18 protein-coding genes are annotated in these 19,647 nt (G+C 35.7%); 14 read left to right on the top strand and 4 right to left on the bottom strand.

Annotated elements, in window-relative coordinates; genetic code table 11:
• Nucleotides 1-3 precede the first annotated feature (3 nt).
• The 7 genes from potC to BAU27_RS04855 all read left to right on the top strand — a co-directional run bounded on the left by potC (nt 4) and on the right by BAU27_RS04855 (nt 7,140).
• On the top strand, nt 4-804 hold the full coding sequence (gene potC / locus BAU27_RS04885; protein WP_071744728.1) for a spermidine/putrescine ABC transporter permease PotC: 801 nt from the start codon (nt 4-6) through the stop codon (nt 802-804).
• A 38-nt stretch (nt 805-842) separates the two neighbouring features.
• Nucleotides 843-1,892, top strand: coding sequence for a polyamine ABC transporter substrate-binding protein (locus tag BAU27_RS04880; RefSeq protein WP_071744729.1), 1,050 nt, complete (start codon nt 843-845; stop codon nt 1,890-1,892).
• Nucleotides 1,893-1,951: 59 nt separating this feature from the next.
• The gene (locus BAU27_RS04875; RefSeq protein WP_071770250.1) at nt 1,952-2,599 is read left to right on the top strand and encodes a phosphatase PAP2 family protein; all 648 of its coding nucleotides are present in this window, start codon (nt 1,952-1,954) and stop codon (nt 2,597-2,599) included.
• 110 nt (nt 2,600-2,709) lie between these two features.
• A complete protein-coding gene (locus BAU27_RS04870) occupies nt 2,710-4,902 on the top strand; it encodes an MMPL family transporter (RefSeq protein WP_071770249.1) in 2,193 nt (730 codons plus the stop codon).
• A 102-nt stretch (nt 4,903-5,004) separates the two neighbouring features.
• Entirely contained in the window at nt 5,005-5,421 is a 417-nt protein-coding gene (locus BAU27_RS04865; RefSeq protein WP_071744732.1) for a histidinol dehydrogenase, read from the top strand.
• Nucleotides 5,422-5,519: 98 nt separating this feature from the next.
• On the top strand, nt 5,520-6,443 hold the full coding sequence (locus tag BAU27_RS04860; RefSeq protein ID WP_071770248.1) for an RluA family pseudouridine synthase: 924 nt from the start codon (nt 5,520-5,522) through the stop codon (nt 6,441-6,443).
• Nucleotides 6,444-6,534: 91 nt separating this feature from the next.
• A complete protein-coding gene (locus BAU27_RS04855) occupies nt 6,535-7,140 on the top strand; it encodes a DUF1648 domain-containing protein (RefSeq protein ID WP_071744734.1) in 606 nt (201 codons plus the stop codon).
• Nucleotides 7,141-7,180: 40 nt separating this feature from the next.
• Here BAU27_RS04855 and BAU27_RS04850 read toward each other — a convergent pair whose 3' ends face one another.
• The 4 genes from BAU27_RS04850 to BAU27_RS04835 form a co-directional block, all read right to left on the bottom strand.
• Nucleotides 7,181-8,002: a CAP domain-containing protein gene (locus BAU27_RS04850; RefSeq protein WP_071770247.1), complete on the bottom strand. Its 822-nt coding sequence runs from the start codon at nt 8,000-8,002 to the stop codon at nt 7,181-7,183.
• A gap of 455 nt (nt 8,003-8,457) precedes the next feature.
• Nucleotides 8,458-9,786, bottom strand: coding sequence for a (Fe-S)-binding protein (locus BAU27_RS04845; RefSeq protein ID WP_071770246.1), 1,329 nt, complete (start codon nt 9,784-9,786; stop codon nt 8,458-8,460).
• Nucleotides 9,783-11,195, bottom strand: a complete 1,413-nt coding sequence (gene glcD, locus BAU27_RS04840; RefSeq protein WP_071744737.1) for a glycolate oxidase subunit GlcD — start codon at nt 11,193-11,195, stop codon at nt 9,783-9,785. Before glcD ends, BAU27_RS04845 begins: the two co-directional genes overlap by 4 nt.
• 116 nt (nt 11,196-11,311) lie before the next feature.
• Nucleotides 11,312-12,427: a CdaR family transcriptional regulator gene (locus tag BAU27_RS04835; RefSeq protein ID WP_071770245.1), complete on the bottom strand. Its 1,116-nt coding sequence runs from the start codon at nt 12,425-12,427 to the stop codon at nt 11,312-11,314.
• Between the two features lie 136 nt (nt 12,428-12,563).
• On the opposite strand from BAU27_RS04835, the gene BAU27_RS04830 reads away from it, so the two are divergent.
• The 7 genes from BAU27_RS04830 to BAU27_RS04800 all read left to right on the top strand — a co-directional run bounded on the left by BAU27_RS04830 (nt 12,564) and on the right by BAU27_RS04800 (nt 19,549).
• A complete protein-coding gene (locus tag BAU27_RS04830; protein WP_071770244.1) occupies nt 12,564-13,535 on the top strand; it encodes a YncE family protein in 972 nt (323 codons plus the stop codon).
• Nucleotides 13,532-14,203: a response regulator transcription factor gene (locus tag BAU27_RS04825; RefSeq protein ID WP_071770243.1), complete on the top strand. Its 672-nt coding sequence runs from the start codon at nt 13,532-13,534 to the stop codon at nt 14,201-14,203. The genes BAU27_RS04830 and BAU27_RS04825 overlap by 4 nt, the downstream gene beginning before the upstream one ends.
• 3 nt (nt 14,204-14,206) lie before the next feature.
• Nucleotides 14,207-15,607 carry a sensor histidine kinase gene (locus BAU27_RS04820; RefSeq protein ID WP_071770242.1) on the top strand — a complete coding sequence of 467 codons (1,401 nt, stop codon included), beginning with the start codon at nt 14,207-14,209 and terminating at the stop codon, nt 15,605-15,607.
• Between the two features lie 216 nt (nt 15,608-15,823).
• Entirely contained in the window at nt 15,824-16,513 is a 690-nt protein-coding gene (locus tag BAU27_RS04815) for a FadR/GntR family transcriptional regulator (RefSeq protein ID WP_255257118.1), read from the top strand.
• Between the two features lie 168 nt (nt 16,514-16,681).
• Complete coding sequence (locus BAU27_RS04810) at nt 16,682-17,401, top strand: (Fe-S)-binding protein (RefSeq protein WP_071770241.1); 720 nt, start codon at nt 16,682-16,684, stop codon at nt 17,399-17,401.
• Nucleotides 17,402-17,417: 16 nt separating this feature from the next.
• Nucleotides 17,418-18,839 (top strand): LutB/LldF family L-lactate oxidation iron-sulfur protein, encoded by a 1,422-nt coding sequence (locus tag BAU27_RS04805; protein WP_000061921.1) that lies wholly within the window; start codon nt 17,418-17,420, stop codon nt 18,837-18,839.
• On the top strand, nt 18,839-19,549 hold the full coding sequence (locus tag BAU27_RS04800; RefSeq protein ID WP_071770240.1) for a LutC/YkgG family protein: 711 nt from the start codon (nt 18,839-18,841) through the stop codon (nt 19,547-19,549). The genes BAU27_RS04805 and BAU27_RS04800 overlap by 1 nt, the downstream gene beginning before the upstream one ends.
• Nucleotides 19,550-19,647: the final 98 nt, after the last annotated feature.

Genomic DNA, 19,647 nt, shown 5'->3' with positions numbered 1-19,647 from the left:
AAAATGAAGAAGTTTTTAGTTTCTTATTCTTGGTTAATCTTATTGTTTTTGTATTTTCCAATGATGGTTTTAATGGTATATTCCTTCAACGATTCTCGCATTAATGCGGAATGGGAGGGCTTTACACTCCATTGGTATACAGATTTATTTCAAAAACAAGATGTTATTGATGCGTTTGTAAATAGTATTACGATTGCTCTTATAACGACAATTGTGACGACAGTTCTTGGTGTGATTTTTGCTATTGCATTACACCGTTACAAATATCGTTATGAAGGTGCCATTAACGGTCTTGTATATTTACCAATTTTAATTCCTGATATTTTAATGGGATTATCTTTACTTATCCTATTTAGTCAATTAGGTATGGAACTTGGAAAAACAACAATTATTATTGCACACATTACATTCAGTATTTCATTTGTTGTTGTTATTTTAGCGGCACGTCTTTCTGGTATGGGACGTGATTTAGAAGAGGCTGCAAACGATTTAGGAGCAACGCCGTGGCAAACGTTTCGTTATGTAACGTTTCCAGCAATTGCACCAGGAGTTATTTCAGCCGCATTATTAACATTCACATTATCGATTGATGATTTTGTAATTAGTTTCTTCGTATCAGGACCAGGATCAACAACATTGCCATTATACATTTATAGTATGGTTAAGCGAGGAGTATCACCTGAAATTAATGCTCTTTCTACAATATTAATTGTTGTAATTGTAGGATTAATGGTGCTATCGGAAATTTTCCGTAATAAAGGTGCAGACGGTGAAGAAAACTCTGGAGGACACCTTCCTTTATAATATGAATGATATAGAAAGAACGAGGAGGTAAAAAATCAATGAAATTGATGAAGACATTAGCTGGCGCAGCTATTAGCTTCGGCCTTGTTGCAGGTGTACTTGCGGGCTGTGGTGAGAAGAAAGAAGAATTGAATATTTATAGTTGGGCTGACAACTTTGATGAGCAAGTTTTAAAAGATTTTGAAAAGAAATATAACGTGAAAATTAACTATGATAAATATGCAAGTAATGAAGAAATGCTTGCAAAATTACAAGCTGGTGGCGCGACATATGATTTAATTCAGCCATCTGATTACATGGTGAAAACGATGGCGAAGATGGACTTATTAGCGCCTTTAGATAAGAAGAACATCCCGAACATCGAGAATCTTGTTTCTAACTTTAAAACACCTGCGTTTGATCCAGAGAATAAGTATTCTCTAGTATATACTTGGGGTGTAACAGGCATTGCATACAATAAAAAGTATGTGAAAGAAGCACCTACAAGCTGGGCGGATTTATGGAACGATAAATATAAAGGACATGTTACTTTATTAAATGATTCTCGTGAAGTATTAGGAATGGGACTTAAGAAAAATGGTTTCTCTAATAGTACAAAAGAGGATGCACAGTTAAAGACAGCGTCTAATGATTTACAGAAGCTACTTCCAAACTTATTAGCATTTGATACAGATAATATTAAACAAAAATTCATTACAGAAGATGCGTGGATCGGAACAGTTTGGTCTGGAGATGCAGCATTTATCGCGAAAGATAACAAAGATGTAGGATACGTTGTACCAAAAGAAGGCGGCACAATTTGGGCTGACACGTTAGCGATTCCAAAAGGTGCGAAACATAAAGAACTTGCAGAGAAGTTTATGAACTACTTATTAGATGAAAAAGTAAGTGTGAAAAACTATGAGTCAATTGGTTATAGTAATCCAAATGAAAAAGCTCGTCCTCTTCATAGTAAAGAATATCGTGATAACCATATGATCTTCTTATCACCAGAAGAATTAAATCGTACAGAATGGCTTGTTGATGTAGACGATAAGTTAAAAGACTATGATCGTTACTGGACAGAGTTAAAAACAAAAGGTAAATAAGTAAGGAAATGCGGTTTCTAAAGTAGAAATCGCATTTTTTCATAGTAGGAGGAAATCGATTGAAGAAGAAGTTACATCAGTATGAGGGAATGTGTATCGTTTTATTATTTGTTTTATTTAGTATCATCGCTTGGAGGGTACATGTAGGTGGTGTTACAATGATGGATACATATGTCCGCGGATTAGTAAAAGGGTTACAAACGGAAAGCTCTCTTACATTTTTCTCATACTTTACAAAGATGGGATCTGAGATTGGGATCATAACTACGCTTGTTATAAGTTTGCTTGTTTTTTGGAAGAAACGTTATTATGCTGCAATGATTGTGTATCCAATGGCTATATTAACGACGCATCTTGTTAATAAGGGAATAAAAGAAATTGTGAAAAGAGACCGTCCATCATTAAATGAGGCACTTGACGCACTTGGGTATAGCTTCCCAAGTGGACATGCAATGCTATCTATCATAACATTCGGTTTTCTTGCCTATATCATTGCTGCAAATTTGAAAAGTATAGCTGGAAAATGTGGTATTACGATTTTGATGGGCATATTAATTGTATGGATTGGATTAAGTAGAGTTATTTTAAATGTTCATTACCCGACTGATATTTTAGCTGGTTACTGCGCAGGTGGCATTTTGTTAATCATTGCAATTTATTGTCATCGTTTGCTTACCGAGAGATTGGGACTTAATAACGAGAGATAAAAAAACGTCTAGAAAAACTAGTATTATAGTTTTCCTAGACGTTTTTTGTTTATAGGGAGATGTGATACAGTATAAATAATAAGTGAATTATATAAAGTAGGTGAAAATGTGTGAAGACCAATGTACATAAAATTGATAAGTGGGGGAAGTTAGGCGCTTTTTTGTATCAATTTCGTTATACAGTAATCGTCGTATTACTACTACTCGCAATAGCGCTCGGTATTTTTGCTCCAAAGCTTCCGGGAGTATTAGGTGGTGATGGTTTCCAAACGGAAGGGGATTATCAAAAGACGAAAGAAATTTTAGATAAAGATTTTAAGCAGTCTCAGGATACACTTTTACTCATTTTTGAGAAGAACAAGGATGCTTCACATGAGGAGTTTCAAAAAGGTATAGAGGGAATTATAAAACATATTCAAGAGAAAGAAACGTATGAGTCTTTCCATCATCCGATAGAAAATAAAGTGATGCTACAAGATGATATCGGTTATGCGACGATTTTATTTTCCGGGAAAACAAATAAAGATCGAATGGAAAAGACATTGCAATTCGCTGATGAAATCAAGAAAGAAAGTAGTGCAGTATTAAAAGTAACACCGACAGGGTATCCGAAAATTAATCAAGAGATTAATGAAAGAACACAAAATGATTTAAAAGTAGCAGAGATGATCGGTTTACCTATTGCTTTTCTCGTACTATTATTCTCATTTGGTAGTCTGCTTGCGTCTATTTTACCGATTTTAAATGGGATATTAAGTGTAATTAGTACGATGGGGATTTTATATTTTATCGGCGTTGATAAAGAGTTATCTATTTTCGTGTTAAATGTTGCACCGATGATTGGGCTCGCATTATCAATTGATTTTGCACTGTTATTTGTAAATCGCTTTCGAGAGGAAGTTGCGAAGAGAACAGTGAAAGAGGCAATCGCGATTACGTATCAAACCGCGGGACGCGCTATCGTATTTTCAGGGTTATGTGTATTCGTCGGTTTATCCGGTTTATTTTTCTTTAAGATAGACTATATTCAATCTGTTGCCATTAGCGGGATGATTGTTGTCATTATGAGTATTTTATTTTCACTCACACTCCTTCCTGCACTGTTATCTTTAATCGGAAAAAGAATATTAAAAAAGAATCAGGTAGCACCTACTCCATCGAATGTATGGCGTAAATTTGCACAGTTTGTAATGAAACATCCAATCGTAATGATTGTTGCTGTTACAACATTTATTGTTATTTGTTTATTACCACTACGTACAGCTAATTTGCAGTTTCCTGGTGTTGAAGCATTACCAGAAAAGAGTGATACGAGAGTTGCATTTGAGAAGTATGAAGAAGCCTTTAATAAGACGGTCAAAACACACGCCGATGTTACTTTAGTAGTAGAGACGAAGGATGATATAACGGAAAAAGAAAGCTTACAAAAGGTAGAAGATGTCGTTCAAAAGTTAAAAGATGACAAGCAAGTATATAAGGTGACAAGTGTATATGACGTGCTAAATGGAATGAAAGCAGATCAAGTTGCGGGAATGTTACAATCACCAGAAGCGGCGAAAATAGTTCCTGTATTTGAAGCGTATACGAAAGGAAATAAAACAACAATGGAAGTCTTTCTGGATACGAAGCCAAGTACAGAAACTGCAAAACAATGGGTTCGTGATTTCAAAAAGAATTATAAAGAAAACGATGTTACTTATTATTTAGGCGGGATGACAACGTTCCAACAAGAGTTGGAAGATGAAATTAAAGATAAAGTTGCAATTGGTATGTCTGTTATATTTGGGTCAACCTTTGTCATTTTATTATTCGCATTCCGTTCGATACTCATTCCAATAAAGGCGATTATTATGAATGTACTTAGTTTAAGTGCAACAATTGGAATTGTTATTTGGTTATTTGAAGGTGGTCATTTCGGATTAGATGAGAGTTCAGTTTTATTTGTATTACCAATCTTTATTTTCGGCCTCGTATTTGGGCTTAGCATGGATTATGAAGTATTTCTTATTTCACGAATCCATGAGTTATATGAGGAAACTGGAGATAACGATCAAGCAACGCTAGAAGGGCTTGTCTCGACAAGTCGCATCATTACATCCGCTGCTTTAATTATGATTGTTGTTACCGGTGCGTTCGCCTTTACTGATATTTTGCCAGTAAAGCAGATGGGTATTGGAGTCGCATTAGCGATATTTCTTGATGCAACAATTATTCGCCTTATGCTCGTACCAAGTTTAATGAAATTGTTTGGAGATTGGAACTGGTGGTTACCATTCCGAAAGAAAAAAGAAAAATCGTCCTAAAAAATACTCATCTATAAGGTGAGTATTTTTTTTATGAATAGCAAGGCCTATATTTTGCAAATAGTATGTGATAAGAACATTACATACAAGTAGGTGAAGGCAATGTTTCGTTATTTTAAGTTTAAGCTAAATGATACAGTACAGTTTGCTGAAAAAGATGGACATATGTATCGCATTGTCGGTTATCGGTTAGAAAAAGGATTTTATCCAAAAGATGAATGGACTCATATCATTTATGAACTGCTTAGAGAATTTGATGGGTATACGATGGATGCGGAAGAAGAGGAACTTGTAAAGGTCATTCAAGTAGAGGATGAGTATTACAAAATACAAGAAGTATCGGGGTATCGTTATCCAGTAAAAATGAAGCAAAAGCAGCAAGTTATGAAAGGAGAGAAGATAGACGACTTATTAGATACGTACAACGACTATAAACGATTGGCAGATTTCTTTAAAGATTTATCGTATGAACAAAAGGCTGAAGCAGTATTGCAAGAAATGAAAAGGATTAGAGCATGAGGGGCAGTCTATTATAAGACTGTCTTCTCTTTTTGGCGGTGCATCAAAGTGTATTTTCCGTTACAATGAGAGAATCAATAGAAATAAGGTGATACAGTATGGAGACAAAGAAAAAGGGCGAATGGTGTGAAATTACGGTTCCAGCGATATGGAATAGTATAAGCATTGAATCGCTGTTAAAAGTAGAATGGGAAGTGCCAAAAAAATTATTACATCAGCTTCGTATGGAAAAAGGTATTACGGTTAACGGAGAACAGAGGAGATGGGATGAACTTTTAAAAGAAGGAGATAAGTTACAAGTTCATATGTTTATGGAGGAGGAGTACGGCGTAAATCCAGAATATGGTGAATTAGATGTAGTGTATGAAGACGATCACGTACTCATTGTAAATAAGCCCGAGCAAATGGATACACATCCATCTGAAAAAGATGGGACGGGAACACTTGCCAATCTTGTTGCTTTTCATTTTCAAATGCAAGGTTTAGAGACTAAGGTTCGCCATATTCATAGGTTAGACAAAGATACGACAGGTGGTGTTGTATTCGCAAAACATAGAATTGCGGGTGCAATTATGGATCGTTTATTAATGGAACGGAAAATTAAAAGAACGTATGCGGCACTTGTTGAAGGAAAAGTAAAAAAGAAGCAAGGGACAATTGATGCAGCTATCGGAAGAGATCGACATCACGCTACAAGGCGCCGCGTTTCTCCAAAGGGAGACCAAGCTATAACATATTATAAAGTAGAGAAATATTTTAACAAACAAAATGCTACGCTCGTAACGTTACAGTTAGAAACCGGTAGAACACATCAAATTCGTGTTCATATGAGCTATAATGGAAATCCGTTAGTAGGGGATGTATTATATGGTGGACAAACAAAATACATGTCTCATCAAGCGCTACATGCGATGAAGATTAATTTTTTACATCCAATTACGAAAGAAGAGATCATGGTTGACGTACCTTTCCCTGCAAATTTAAACAATACAATGAAAAAATTTGAAAGAGAAAACGGGTAAAGTGTAAGTTTAAACTTGAAAAAGGTAGATTTTTGCAGGGATTTCTCTAAAAGAGGCGAAGCCGTTAAGAGAAAAGAGAGGTGAGAATCACTTGGTCAAATATAAATACGTGCTAGGAATATTTTTCGCTTGTCTTTTACTTACTCTATGCATCTATCCATATTTACCAACTCGTATGGCAGTGCATTGGAACGAGAATGGTGTAGCGAATGAGTTTATAAGTAAACAAGTTGTCGTGTTATCTCTGCCTGTCCTTATTATTTTTTTACATGGATTTGTGTATATTATTTCACATAATATATATAAGTTTAACGAAGGAGAGCATTTTAGTGTAAGCGGATTTATAAAGAGTATTACTTTATTTATGTTGTTTATCCATATGCTTATTCTTTTTATTAATTTGAGAAGTATTATATTCTTTCAGACAGGACTAACGATTGGAATTAGTATGTTTCTTTTTATGCTTAGTAAAGTGTTTAAAAAGGTGAAGGATACAGAGAAAGAACCAATCAAATTACAAAAAATCCGTTTAGTTAGTAGGCGAATCTTTCAAGTGATGGCATGTAGCATATTATTTTCATTGCTTTTGAGCCTAAAATGGGGATTTTATGTATTAATTAGTGTGATAAGCTTCGGGTCTATTTTATTTATGTTCTACATTTTATATTCGTACATAATAGAAAGTTATGAAATTTAAAAAAGAGTCTTCTCCTAATGAGAAGACTCTTTTAATCTATTTACTTCGTAATAAATTGTTGTGTCCAGTAGTTACCGCTTTCTACATAACCAACACCGATGTGAGTGAAGCTATTATTTAAGATGTTTGCACGGTGTCCAGCACTGTTCATCCAAGCTTGTACTACCTCTTCAGGTGTACGTTGGCCTTGAGCGATGTTTTCACCTGCAGATGTATAAGAAATACCAAATTTCTTCATCATGTCAAACGGAGACCCGTATGTAGGGCTGTTATGATCAAAGTAGTTATTTTTTTGCATATCTTCAGATTTAATGCGCGCTACTTTGCTTAATTCAGTATCGATTTTTAGTGCTGGTAGGCCTTGTTTTGTACGCTCAGCGTTTGTTAATTCAACAACACGTTGTTCGAACTCACTTAAAGATTTTGCTTCTTCAGCAGGCTTTTGCTCAGCAGGTTTTTGTTCTGTAGGTTTTTGAGTATTGTTGTTTTCAGCAGGCTTTTGAGCTTCAGGCTTTTGCTCAGCAGGCTTTTGCTCAGCTGGTTTTTGTTCAGCAGGCTTTTGAGTTTCTGGCTTAGCTGTTGGTTGCTCAGTTACAACATTTTCAGTAGGCTGTTGACCAGGAATGAAGCAATCTTGTTGGAATTGTCCTTGATTCCATTGTGCTAATGATTCAACTCCCATAGATTGTAAGAATGCTTGTAATTCTTGCTGGCTCATTTGCTTCATCATCATTTTTGAATGCTGAATATTTTGAACCTTTATGTTAGATGGTTGTACTGTTGCAGCTTGTGCATCTAAAGAAGATACTCCTAAAGTAAGAGCTGTTGCAGCAGCTACAGATAATAAAACACGCTTTTTCATGATGTGTGTCCCCCTATATAAAGTTTTAATTTGTTTTCACACGATTTGTTTTTGACAGCCTGTCTGACTGACAAATTCATCGTAGCATACAATTTACAAGAAAAAAGATGGAAAAAAATTCATAGACTTCAAAATTACCTAATTTATCCTAGAGGAAGAAAAGGGCGGAAATAAGAGAAACATAGAGTATAAAAGGAATTTTCAGCATTTTTATACTTCGTTTTAAGAGGGGGGTTTTGGATAAAGTTACCTAAATAGAAAATGAAGAATCCTATTGTATCAATGGTTTGAGCAATTTTCAGAGGAATATAATGGATTGATTTTTACAAAACTGTAATGTTTCTGTTGTTCTTTTTTATAATAAAGTAACATATTTTTAATGTTGTAGCAGACAAAAAAGCGGCTATCTCTTTACATAGACGAAGGAGATAGCCGTTTTCCTATTATTACGTATGTTACGAGTTAGTTTCAATTGCTTCTAATAATAAATCTACGATGTGAATTCCTCTCATTTTATGAGAAAGACCTTCCCGTTCAATGCCTAATTTCATTTGTAATAAACAACCTGGATTTGCAGTAACAATCGTTGCTGCATCTGTTTCATGTACACAGTCCATTTTATAATCTAGGAATTCCATTGATAACTCTGAATGAACAATGTTGTAAATACCAGCAGAACCACAGCAGCGGTCCGCATCTTTCATTTCACGGTATGTCGCGCCTTGGATGGCTTCTAGTAACATACGAGGTTCAGAAGATGTTCGCATAACATTGCGTAAATGACAAGAGTCTTGATACGTAATGATTTGTGGCGTGAGTCGTAAGTCAGTACGTTTATGGAAATCTAATTCTACTAGTATAGCGGTAATATCTTTAATTTTAGAAACAAACTGCTTTGCTCGCTTTGCCCACTTAGGATCATCCTTTAACAAATAATCATAATCTACGAGATAAGCTCCGCAACCACCTGCATTCGTAATAATATAGTCGATGTTTAAATCTTCGAATGCTTTTATATTTCGTTTTGCTAATTCTTTTGCTCCACTTTTTTCACCAGCATGCCCATGTAACGCCCCGCAGCAACTTTGTGTTTTCGGAATAACGATATCACAACCAGCTAACTGAAGAAGTTTCATCGTTGCGTTATTTGTTTCTAAAAATATCGTATCCATTAAACAACCTGTGAAGAAGGCAACTTGTTTCTTCTTTGTCACCTCAGCAGGTAAAAATTCAGGACGATTTTTCATTGCTTTCATTTTAGGGACTTTTGGTAAAACGAGATCCATCGTTGCAAGTGTTTCAGGGAATAACTTCATAATACCTGTTTTATGTGTTAGCGTTTGTAAACCAGAACGCTGGTAAAATCCGATTAGTCCTGTTAATGTTCTCATTCGATTTTGATGAGGGAATAGTCCTTCAAATACAACTTTACGAACAGCTCTCACGGGCACCGAGAACTTTTTATTTTGATTTATAATATCACGAGCTTCTTCTAATAAATGTCCATAATTCACACCAGATGGACAAACAGGCTCACAAGCTCGGCAGCCAAGGCAAACATTTAATGTATTTTCAATATCTTCATCTGGCTCAATTAAGCCATCGACGACGGCTTTCATTAATGCAATACGCCCGCGTGGTGAATGTGATTCTTTATATCCAGATTGAATGTAAGTAGGGCAAGTCGGTAAACAAAAGCCGCATCGCATACAGTTTAGTAGTTCATCTTCACTTAATCGTTCTTTAAATTCCTTTTGAATGTTTTCTGTATTTAATGTGGTCATCGCTCAACCACCACTCTTTTACGAGAGTCTTTCGCGAACATTTTACCTGGATTCATAATGTTATTTGGATCGAAGGCTTGTTTAATTCCTTGCATAGCAGCAATACCTTCTTTACCTAATTTCATTTCTAAATAAGGAGCTTTCATCGCGCCAACACCATGTTCACCAGTAATCGTGCCACCAAGTTCAATTGCTTTCGCAAATATTTCAGCAAAAGCTTGTTCAGCTCGGTGCATTTCTTCTTCATTACGAGCATCTGTCATACAAGTTGGATGTAGGTTGCCGTCACCAGCATGACCAAAAGTACAAATAGGAATATTATATTTCTTTGCAATTGCATTAATTGCTTCAACCATTGGAGCAATTTGTGAACGTGGTACCGTTGCATCTTCTAATATTGTAGTAGGTTTTAGTCTCGCAAGTGCTGATAGTGCACTACGACGTGCTGTACGAAGGGCATCTGCTTCCGCTTCATCTTTTGCGATGCGAACATCGACTGCATTCATAGAACGACAAACGTTAGCCATTTTTTCAATATCTCGATTGACAACTTCGGGCGGTCCATCTTGTTCAATTAATAAAATTGCCTTCACGTCAGTTGGTAAACCGATTTGTGCAAACTCTTCTACAACTTCAATTGTCGGTTGATCTAAAAACTCAAGTGTCGCAGGAATGATTTTATTTGCAATAATAGAAGAAACAGCACGTGCAGCTTCGTTAATATCTTCATATAGTGCGAGCATTGTTTTCTTCGTTTCAGGCATAGGAACAAGTTTTAATATCGCTTCCGTAACAACACCAAGTGTTCCTTCAGAACCGATAAATAGACGAGTTAAATCGTAACCAGCTACATCTTTTGCTAATTTACCGCCAGTGCGAATGATATCGCCATTTGGTAAGACAAGCTCAAGTCCCATTACATAATCACGTGTTACGCCATATTTTAACCCACGCAATCCACCTGAGTTTTCATTAATGTTACCGCCGATTGTAGAAATTTTCATAGAGCTTGGATCTGGTGGATAAAATAAACCTTTTTCTTCTACTGCTTTAATAATATCAAGTGTAATAACACCAGCTTGTACAGTAATTGTTAAATTTTCTTCGTCAATTTCTAAAATATTGTTCATATGGCGGAAAATAAGGACAATGCCGCCTTCAAGTGGACACGTTCCAGCGCAAAGATTTGTTCCAGACCCGCGAACATATACAGGAATTCTATGAGTGTTACACACTTTTAACACGTCTGCTACTTCATTTGTATTACGAGGAGCAATGACTGCATCAGGCATCGCTTGGAAGTTTGGAGTAGCATCATAACTATAAGTTAAACGCCCCATATTGGATGTATCTACATTATCTTCGCCAACAATGGATACGAATGAATCAATAATTTGCTTTTCTAACATTGGAAATCCCCCTCAAACTGTTAACGTATTTAGTAATAATAAAAACGTTGTAACAGTGCTTTCATTATAATGATAAAAAAGTCAGGGGATTCTTTCTATGTGTAATCATCTAAAGATTAATCTATTTTATCGTTCTTTTTTGTGTGATTATCTAATAATAGAAGTGCAAAGTATAAAATATTTAAATCTTTGAATTGTTTTGGGTCAAGTTCTGTATGTTCCTCAATCTTTTTTAACCTGTAATGCAATGTGTTAATGTGTATATGTAATTGCTGAGCTGTTTGCTTATAGGATTGGTTATAATCAATAAATAAACGTAAAGTGTGCATAAGTTCAGGAGATGATACTAAGTTTTTGATGGTACGCTCTAGAAACTGTTCCCGTGTTTCAGTAGAAATATCTTGTAAGCACATTTCTAAACGTAAATCTTCATTAAATACTATTTTTTTCGTTTCAAGTGATACTGAAAGAGCTTGTAATGCTTGTTCGTACGATAAGTTCATATTGCTTGGCGTAACTGTTTGCCCAATCCCGATATATAAAGTAATAGAAAATAAAGTTTCACAGTCTTGTTTTAATCGTTTTAAAAATTGATAAGTTTGCTCTTTGGAGCTTATCACCGTAAATAAGATGAATCGATCATTTCCCCAGCGAACAAATAGATGCTCCTTTGTTAATATATTGCGTACGTGTTGCCAAATTTTACGCTGAAGCATCGTGTCATTTTGATCGATAGAGAACAAAATAAGTTGTTTCTTCTTATATAAATCAATACCAAGTGTTTTTGCACGATCGAAAAAACTTGGAGACCAGTCTGTATTTTGAAGCCAATCAAAAACAAATGCTTCATAAGAACGGTGCTCAAGTTCTAGCTGTTCTAAAAAGTAATTTTCATGAATTAATAGTTCGGTCATTTTACGTAATATTTCTCCATATTGGGAAATGTTTTCAGGTTCTCCTGTGATTCCAATAACACCGATTACTTCATCATGGAATAGCAAAGGAAGATTCATCCCCGCCTTTACGCCTTGCAGTCGCCTTTCATCTTCTTTTGTAATAATGACAGTCTTTTTTTGTTTCGCACAGCGGAGTGCGCCTTCATGAAATTGACCGATTCTTTCCGCATCTGTACTTGCGATTATAACACCTTGTATATTAATGATAATAATATTTTCTGTAATCAGTCTGCGTACTTCCCGTACAATTTTATTCGCTAAATCAGGAAAAAGCATAATTTGCACACCTCAAATTCTATTTGTTGTACATTATATATGTAAGTTTATTAATAAAGGAAGATTTCACATTTTCCACACATTTATTTGTTATTTTACAATTATAACGAAATCATCCGAAGATGGAGGGAATCTTTTGAGAAAGTTTATTTTTCTTCTCTGTTTTTTATTTCTATTAGTAGGGTGTCAAGGAAGTTCATATACACCAATTGCTAAAGATAAAAATGTTATTATAACAACGAATATAAAAGAAGGCAGTATTAGTTTTATTGATAAAAAATCTAAAAAGTTAATCACGACATGGGAATTAAATGAACCGATGGCAGGAATTGCACTACTTCCAAATAATGAGGAAATACTTGTATACGGCAAGCAGTTAGAATATATGTATGTATACTCACTAACAGAAGGAAGACAGGTGGACAAATATAAGACAGGAAAAGGAATTGTGAATGTAGTCGTATCAGAAGACAAAAAACAATTATTTGCTGCCGATCAAAATGCTCAAAAGGTAAGGTTCTTTACGATAGAAGGGAAAGAGACAGGGGGTGTTTCAACAGGAAAAGGACCGATAACGATGGTAGAGCATCATAATCAGTTATCTGTACTAAATTTTTATGATACGAAACTAACAACAATTGATACAAAGAAAAAAGAGGCTATCCAATCCTTTATGATTCCCCCAGCATCAACAGGAGCGACGATTAGTCCTGATGGGAAAGAAATATGGATTGGCGGACATGGTGATGGAAGTCAAGTGAATGAGAAAGTATTAGTGTATTCATTACAGAGCGGAGAAATGGTACGTTCTTTACATGCTCCGTTTATGCCAGTGAATATAACAAAGGATGATAAGTATGTATATGCGCTAAGTCACGGTTCGAATACGCTTAGAAAGTTTGATGCAAGTACGTATCAAGAGGTAGGATTTGCAGAAGTAGGATCTAATCCATTTGCATTTTTGAAAAGCGGTGTCGAAGGATATGTAGCTAGTTATGATAGCGATGAAGTATGCGTAATGGATATGAAGAATATGAAAATAAAACAAACAATTAAAGTCGGAAAAGGACCGTTTCAACTCATAGAGAGAGAAGGGGAAGGACAATGAGTAAATATAAAGTGCTAGTTGTAGATGACGAAAGTGATATGAGGCAACTTGTCGGAATGTACTTAGATAACTCCGGATACGAGTGGGGAGAAGCTGAAAATGGAAAAGAGGCACTTCGAAAATTAGAGACGGATCATTACGATTTTGTTGTACTAGATATTATGATGCCAGAGATGGATGGGCTTTCAGTTTGTAAAGAGATTCGAAAAACGTCGGATGTACCTATTATATTTTTAACAGCAAAAGGTGAAGAGTGGAATAGGGTGAACGGCTTACGTATGGGAGCAGATGATTATATTGTAAAGCCGTTTAGTCCTGGGGAATTAATTGCTCGTATGGAAGCTGTTTTAAGACGATATACAAAGCAAGAACAGCAAGAAGAGATTCAATTTGGACCGATTCTTATTAATGAAAAAAGTAGACGAATTGAGACGGATGGACAAGCAGTGTCACTTACAGTTAAAGAGTTTGATTTACTATATTTTCTTTGCCAACATAATGGACAAGTATTTAGTCGGGAGCAATTGCTTGAAAAGGTATGGGGATATGATTATGCAGGAAGTACAAGAACAGTAGATACGCATGTGAAAACGATGCGTCTAAAGCTCGGAGAAAGTGGAAACTACATTCAAACCGTTTGGGGTGTAGGTTATAAATTTGAGGTGTAACGTATGTTTACGATGGTACAAAAGCTTTGGCTTACAGTAGTATGTGCAGTATGTGTAACAGTTTCCTTTCTTTATTTTGTATCTTTATACTCATATGAAAAGCTATACGTGGAAAATTTAAAAGATTCATTAGTAATGGAAGGGAAGCGTCTTGCTACGCAATATGATAAACATGAAGGAGTATCCACTTTTGAAGAGAAAGTAAGAGCATACGATCAAATATCTAGTTCAGATGTTCTTTTCGTGTATAATCCGCGTGATTTAAGTGCATGTTTGCCTTTCGATGTGCACCATCATTCTCTTATAAGTGAAGGGGATAGACAGTCACTATTAGATGGGAAAACTGTGACTAAGATAGGGTATGAAGAACATTTTAATCGCAATATTATGGGTGTTGTCATTCCTGTTTTAGATAATAAAAAATTAGTTGGTATTGTATACTCCTATATTCCTTTAAAAAGTATAAAAGATTTAATATTTGATATGGGCCTTATTTTAGCGCCGTTAGCACTTGCTATGATTCTAATTACAATATGGATTGGTAGAAAAATTATTATTGCTATTACAAGACCGCTTTCGCAAATGGAACGGGTTGCAAATCATTTGGCTACTGGAGATTTCTCAGAGCGGATTACAATTTCTTCAGAAGACGAAATCGGACGATTGGGAAAAGCTTTTAATAAAATGGCAAATTCTTTAGAAACAGAAGATGTAAAGCGTAAGGAGTTTTTAGCTAATGTTTCGCATGAGCTTAGAACACCACTTAGTTATATTAAAGGATATAGTGAAGCTATTTTAGACGGTGTGGCAAAGGGGCCGCAGCAGGGAAAAGTAACGCAACTCATCCATAAAGAAGCAGATCGCATGCAGCGCCTCGTTCATGATTTATTAGATTTAGCGCAGCTAGAAGGTGAACACTTTCCTCTAAAGAAACAACCTATCGTTTTTTCACAGCTTATTGAAGACGTACTTGATACGTATGAGTTACAGTTTATAGAAAAAAAACTTCGTATTTCAACGAATTTAAATCCTGAAATTATCGTAATGATTGATGATGATCGCATGCAACAAGTACTTCATAATGTGTTAGATAATGCGATACGTTATACAAATCAAAACGGGGATATCATAATAACATTAAAACAAATTGATGATTCCTGTGAATTGCACATAAAAGATACAGGAATAGGTATTGATACAGAGCATTTAGAAAATCTCGGGGAACGCTTTTACCGAGTAGATAAAGCGAGAAGTCGTCAACACGGTGGAACAGGTTTAGGCCTTGCAATTGTAAGGCAAATTGTTCATATACATGATGGTGAGTGGAGAATAGAAAGTGAAAAAGGTAAGGGAACGACAGTTATTATTAAATTAAAAGTACAAGATGAGGAGAGCATGTTCTAATTTCGGAGACATGCTCTTTATAGTTACACGGAAATATATTAATTAATATCGAACAAATATCAAAAATTTGACTATTTTATGAACAAAACATTTGTACTTCTTACTAATTCGTTCTAAAATAGTTATGGATGTTAATTTCTTATAAAACGTTACAATTGTTGTTTGGAAGATACTGAGGTGATTTAACTGGAGTACAAATCTATTAAACCAAAAAAAATTTACGAAGAAGTATCTGAAGCTATTTTAACAATGATTAAAAATGGTACGTTAAAACCTGGTGACAAGCTACTCCCTGTTCATCAATTAGCAGAGCAGTTTCAAGTTGGCAGATCTGCAGTTCGTGAAGCGCTAAGTGCGCTCAGAGCAATGGGCTTAATTGAAATGAAACAAGGAGAAGGTACATATGTAAAGAATTTCGATTCTTCTTCATTAACAAAATCATTAAATAATAAGTTATTAATGAAGAAAGAGGATATTTTGAATTTATTAGAAGTACGGAAGGTGCTTGAAGTGGGGGCAGTTCGAGCAGCTGCGGCAAAACGTACGGATGATAATTTGCAAAATATGAAACATTGGTTAGATGAAATGGCAAAAAGCATTGGAGATGAAAAAGCTGGTGAAAAAGCAGACTTTCAGTTCCATATGGGAATCGCACAATCTTCGCATAATAGCATCTTACTTGAGCTCATGAATCATGTTTCAGAGATGATTGCTGAAACAATTGGTGAATCAAGACGCATTATTTTATATGGTGAACAAACAACATCAGAACGACTTTTAGAGGAGCATCAATCTATATATGATGCGGTGTTAAAGCAAGATGTGGAATTAGCGCAGCAAGCGATGCTAGATCATTTAACAAATGTAGAACATATTGTCACAGGTAAAAGCGATATAAATTCGTAATTTAATCTTTTGAAAATCTAATTTTCTGATAAAATAGAGAGAGATTAAGTAAGCGTTTTCTTTGGAAGAGGGAGAGGATAGGCCATGGTTGAGCCTACTTCTTCTAATCTTAGTCATCTGATGACCGTATGATTGTTGGCGGAGTTGTAATGAGGGGGAATTATAGTTATGAAAGTTACTTTATTTGTTACTTGTTTAGTCGATATGTTTGAAACAAACGTCGGTAAAGCAACAGTTGAAGTATTGGAGCGTTTAGGTTGTGAAATTGAATTTCCAGAAGCACAAGTTTGTTGTGGTCAGCCTGCTTATAATAGCGGCCATGTAGAAGCGGCAAAAGAAGCGATGAAACATATGATTGAAACTTTCGAAGATGCAGAATATATCGTCACGCCATCTGGCTCTTGTGCGACAATGTTTCATGAGTATCCGCATGTTTTTAAAGATGATCCAAAATGGGCTAAACGTGCACAAAAGGTTGCTGATAAAACATATGAATTTACACAATTTATTGTAGATGTTTTAAAAGTTACAGACGTTGGTGCAAGTTTACCAGGGATTGCTACTATTCATAAATCCTGTCATATGACACGCCTGCTCGGAGTAAAAGAGGCACCAGGGATTTTATTATCAAACGTAAAAGGATTAACTGTAAGAGAACTGCCAAACGAGCAAAATTGTTGTGGGTTTGGGGGAACGTTTTCAGTTAAGATGACACCTATTTCTGAGCAAATGGTGGATGAAAAAGTAGATAGTGTAATGGAAACAGGTGCAGATTATTTAATCGGTGCAGATTGTGGGTGTTTGTTAAACATTGGCGGACGTATTGAGCGTTTAGGTAAAGAAGTAAAAGTAATGCATATTGCTGAGGTACTGAATAGTCGCTCATGAAGGGGGAACATAAGCTATGTCTATGAAAATCAGTGAGAAAAAATTTAATGATCGCGTAGGCGATGGAATTCAAGATTCGTTTATGCGCGGAGCGGTATCTTCTGCACAAACGAGATTATATACAAATCGATTAAAAGCAGCGGACGAATTAGGAAACTGGGAAGAGTGGCGTGAACTAGGTGAACAAATTCGTCAACATACGTTAGAGAATCTTGATTATTATTTAATGCAGTTAAGTGAAAATGTATCAAAAAGAGGCGGTCACGTTTACTTTGCAAAAACGAAAGAGGATGCGGCAAAGTATATTCAAGACGTTGCGAAAAAGAAACAAGCGAAAAAAGTTGTAAAATCAAAATCAATGGTAACTGAAGAAATTAGTATGAATCATGCCCTTGAAGAGATTGGTTGTGAAGTGTTAGAGAGTGACTTAGGAGAGTATATCTTGCAAGTAGATAACGATCCACCATCACATATTATTGCGCCTGCACTTCATAAAAATAGAACGCAAATTCGTGATGTATTTAAAGAAAAACTTGGATATGAAAATTCAGATGATCCATACGAAATGACAAAGTTTGTTCGTAAACAGCTTCGTGAGAAATTTATGGATGCAGAAATTGGTGTGACAGGTTGTAACTTCGCTGTTGCAAATACTGGTTCTCTTTGTTTAGTGACGAACGAAGGTAATGCCGATCTTGTTATGTCGATTCCGAAAACTCAAATTGCAGTAATGGGTATGGAACGTATGGTTCCGACAATGGAAGAATTAGATGTTTTAGTTGGTTTACTATGTCGTAGTGCAGTAGGTCAAAAATTAACAAGTTATGTAACAGTAGCAGGACCAATTCAAGAGGAAGAGGTAGATGGACCAGAAGAGTTTCATTTAGTCGTTGTTGATAATGGCCGCTCTCAAATTCTTGGATCAGAATTCCGTTCAGTATTGCAATGTATTCGTTGTGCTGCTTGTGTTAACGTATGTCCTGTATATCGTCACGTTGGTGGACATTCATATGGTTCTATTTATTCAGGACCAATTGGTGCGGTATTAACACCACTTTTAGGTGGGTATGACGATTACAAAGAGCTTCCTTATGCATCTAGTTTATGCGGAGCATGTACAGAAGCTTGTCCAGTAAAAATTCCATTGCATGATTTATTATTAAAACATCGTCAAGTTATCGTTGAGCAAGAGGGACGTGCTCCACTTGCAGAAAAATTAGCAATGAAAATGTTTAGTATGGGTGCTTCTTCAGCGGCTTTATATAAAATGGGATCAAAAATGGCACCGGCAGCAATGAGTCCATTTACATCTGGCAACCGTGTATCAAAAGGCGTTGGGCCACTTAAAAACTGGACAGATATTCGTGAATTCCCGGCTCCAAGTAAAGAAAGATTCCGTGATTGGTATAAAGATCATAAGAAAGGCGGGGACAAATAATGACAGGATTAATTCAAAACCGTGAGTCCTTTCTAGATAATATCGCAAAAGAACTTGGACGCGCGCGTAAAACAGAAGGCGTAGAACGTCCAGCATGGAAAAGTAATGTGAATGTAGAAACGTTAAAAGATTACTCACAAGAAGAATTGTTAGAAGTATTTAAAAATCAATGTACAAACATTCATACAACTGTTGTGGAAACGACAAACGACCGTTTACGTGAAGATATTCAAAAAGTAATCGTTGAAAACGGCGGAGGACCTATTATATTATCAGCAGATGAACGTTTTGATTCCTATGGATTGACCTCTTTATTTAAAGAAGAGCTTCCAAAGCAAGATGTTGAAGTAAATGTATGGGATCCTGAGAAAAAAGAAGAGAATATGCGTATAGCGGAAAAAGCAAATATCGGAATTGCATTTAGTGATTATACATTAGCTGAATCTGGTACGATTGTCGTACAAAGTCATAAAGGGCAAGGTCGTTCTTTACACTTTTTACCGACTGTATATTTTGCTATTATTCCACGTGAAACACTTGTACCTCGTATTACCCAAGCAGTTCAACACATGAACTCTCGAGTAGAAAAAGGTGAAGCGGTCGCATCTTGTATTAACTTTATAACAGGACCAAGTAACTCTGCAGATATTGAAATGAATCTTGTTGTCGGAGTACATGGACCATTAAAAGCAGTATATTTCATCGTATAAAATAGGGGAAAGCAGGCCGGAAAACGGCCTGCTTTTTTAATAGAATAAAGATAATATGAAGTAGAAGTTCTCTCCTTTTTTTGCTATGTTCTTTTGGA

The organism is Bacillus sp. NH11B (assembly GCF_001884205.1).
Lineage (GTDB): Bacteria > Bacillota > Bacilli > Bacillales > Bacillaceae_G > Bacillus_A > Bacillus_A proteolyticus.
Note: the sequence above shows the minus strand (reverse complement) of the source record. Positions and strands in the feature narration are given on the sequence as shown.

Excerpts from the sequence above, each read along its gene's own strand:
- potC (WP_071744728.1), top strand. The coding sequence starts at position 4 with ATGAAGAAGTTTTTAGTTTCTTATTCTTGGTTAATCTTATTGTTTTTG.
- BAU27_RS04860 (WP_071770248.1), top strand. The coding sequence starts at position 5,520 with ATGGAGACAAAGAAAAAGGGCGAATGGTGTGAAATTACGGTTCCAGCG.
- BAU27_RS04835 (WP_071770245.1), bottom strand. The coding sequence starts at position 12,427 with ATGCTTTTTCCTGATTTAGCGAATAAAATTGTACGGGAAGTACGCAGA.
- BAU27_RS04820 (WP_071770242.1), top strand. The coding sequence starts at position 14,207 with ATGTTTACGATGGTACAAAAGCTTTGGCTTACAGTAGTATGTGCAGTA.
- BAU27_RS04810 (WP_071770241.1), top strand. The coding sequence starts at position 16,682 with ATGAAAGTTACTTTATTTGTTACTTGTTTAGTCGATATGTTTGAAACA.
- BAU27_RS04800 (WP_071770240.1), top strand. The coding sequence starts at position 18,839 with ATGACAGGATTAATTCAAAACCGTGAGTCCTTTCTAGATAATATCGCA.
- BAU27_RS04805 (WP_000061921.1), top strand. The coding sequence starts at position 17,418 with ATGTCTATGAAAATCAGTGAGAAAAAATTTAATGATCGCGTAGGCGAT.
- BAU27_RS04865 (WP_071744732.1), top strand. The coding sequence starts at position 5,005 with ATGTTTCGTTATTTTAAGTTTAAGCTAAATGATACAGTACAGTTTGCT.
- BAU27_RS04845 (WP_071770246.1), bottom strand. The coding sequence starts at position 9,786 with ATGACCACATTAAATACAGAAAACATTCAAAAGGAATTTAAAGAACGA.
- BAU27_RS04850 (WP_071770247.1), bottom strand. The coding sequence starts at position 8,002 with ATGAAAAAGCGTGTTTTATTATCTGTAGCTGCTGCAACAGCTCTTACT.
- glcD (WP_071744737.1), bottom strand. The coding sequence starts at position 11,195 with ATGTTAGAAAAGCAAATTATTGATTCATTCGTATCCATTGTTGGCGAA.
- BAU27_RS04880 (WP_071744729.1), top strand. The coding sequence starts at position 843 with ATGAAATTGATGAAGACATTAGCTGGCGCAGCTATTAGCTTCGGCCTT.
- BAU27_RS04825 (WP_071770243.1), top strand. The coding sequence starts at position 13,532 with ATGAGTAAATATAAAGTGCTAGTTGTAGATGACGAAAGTGATATGAGG.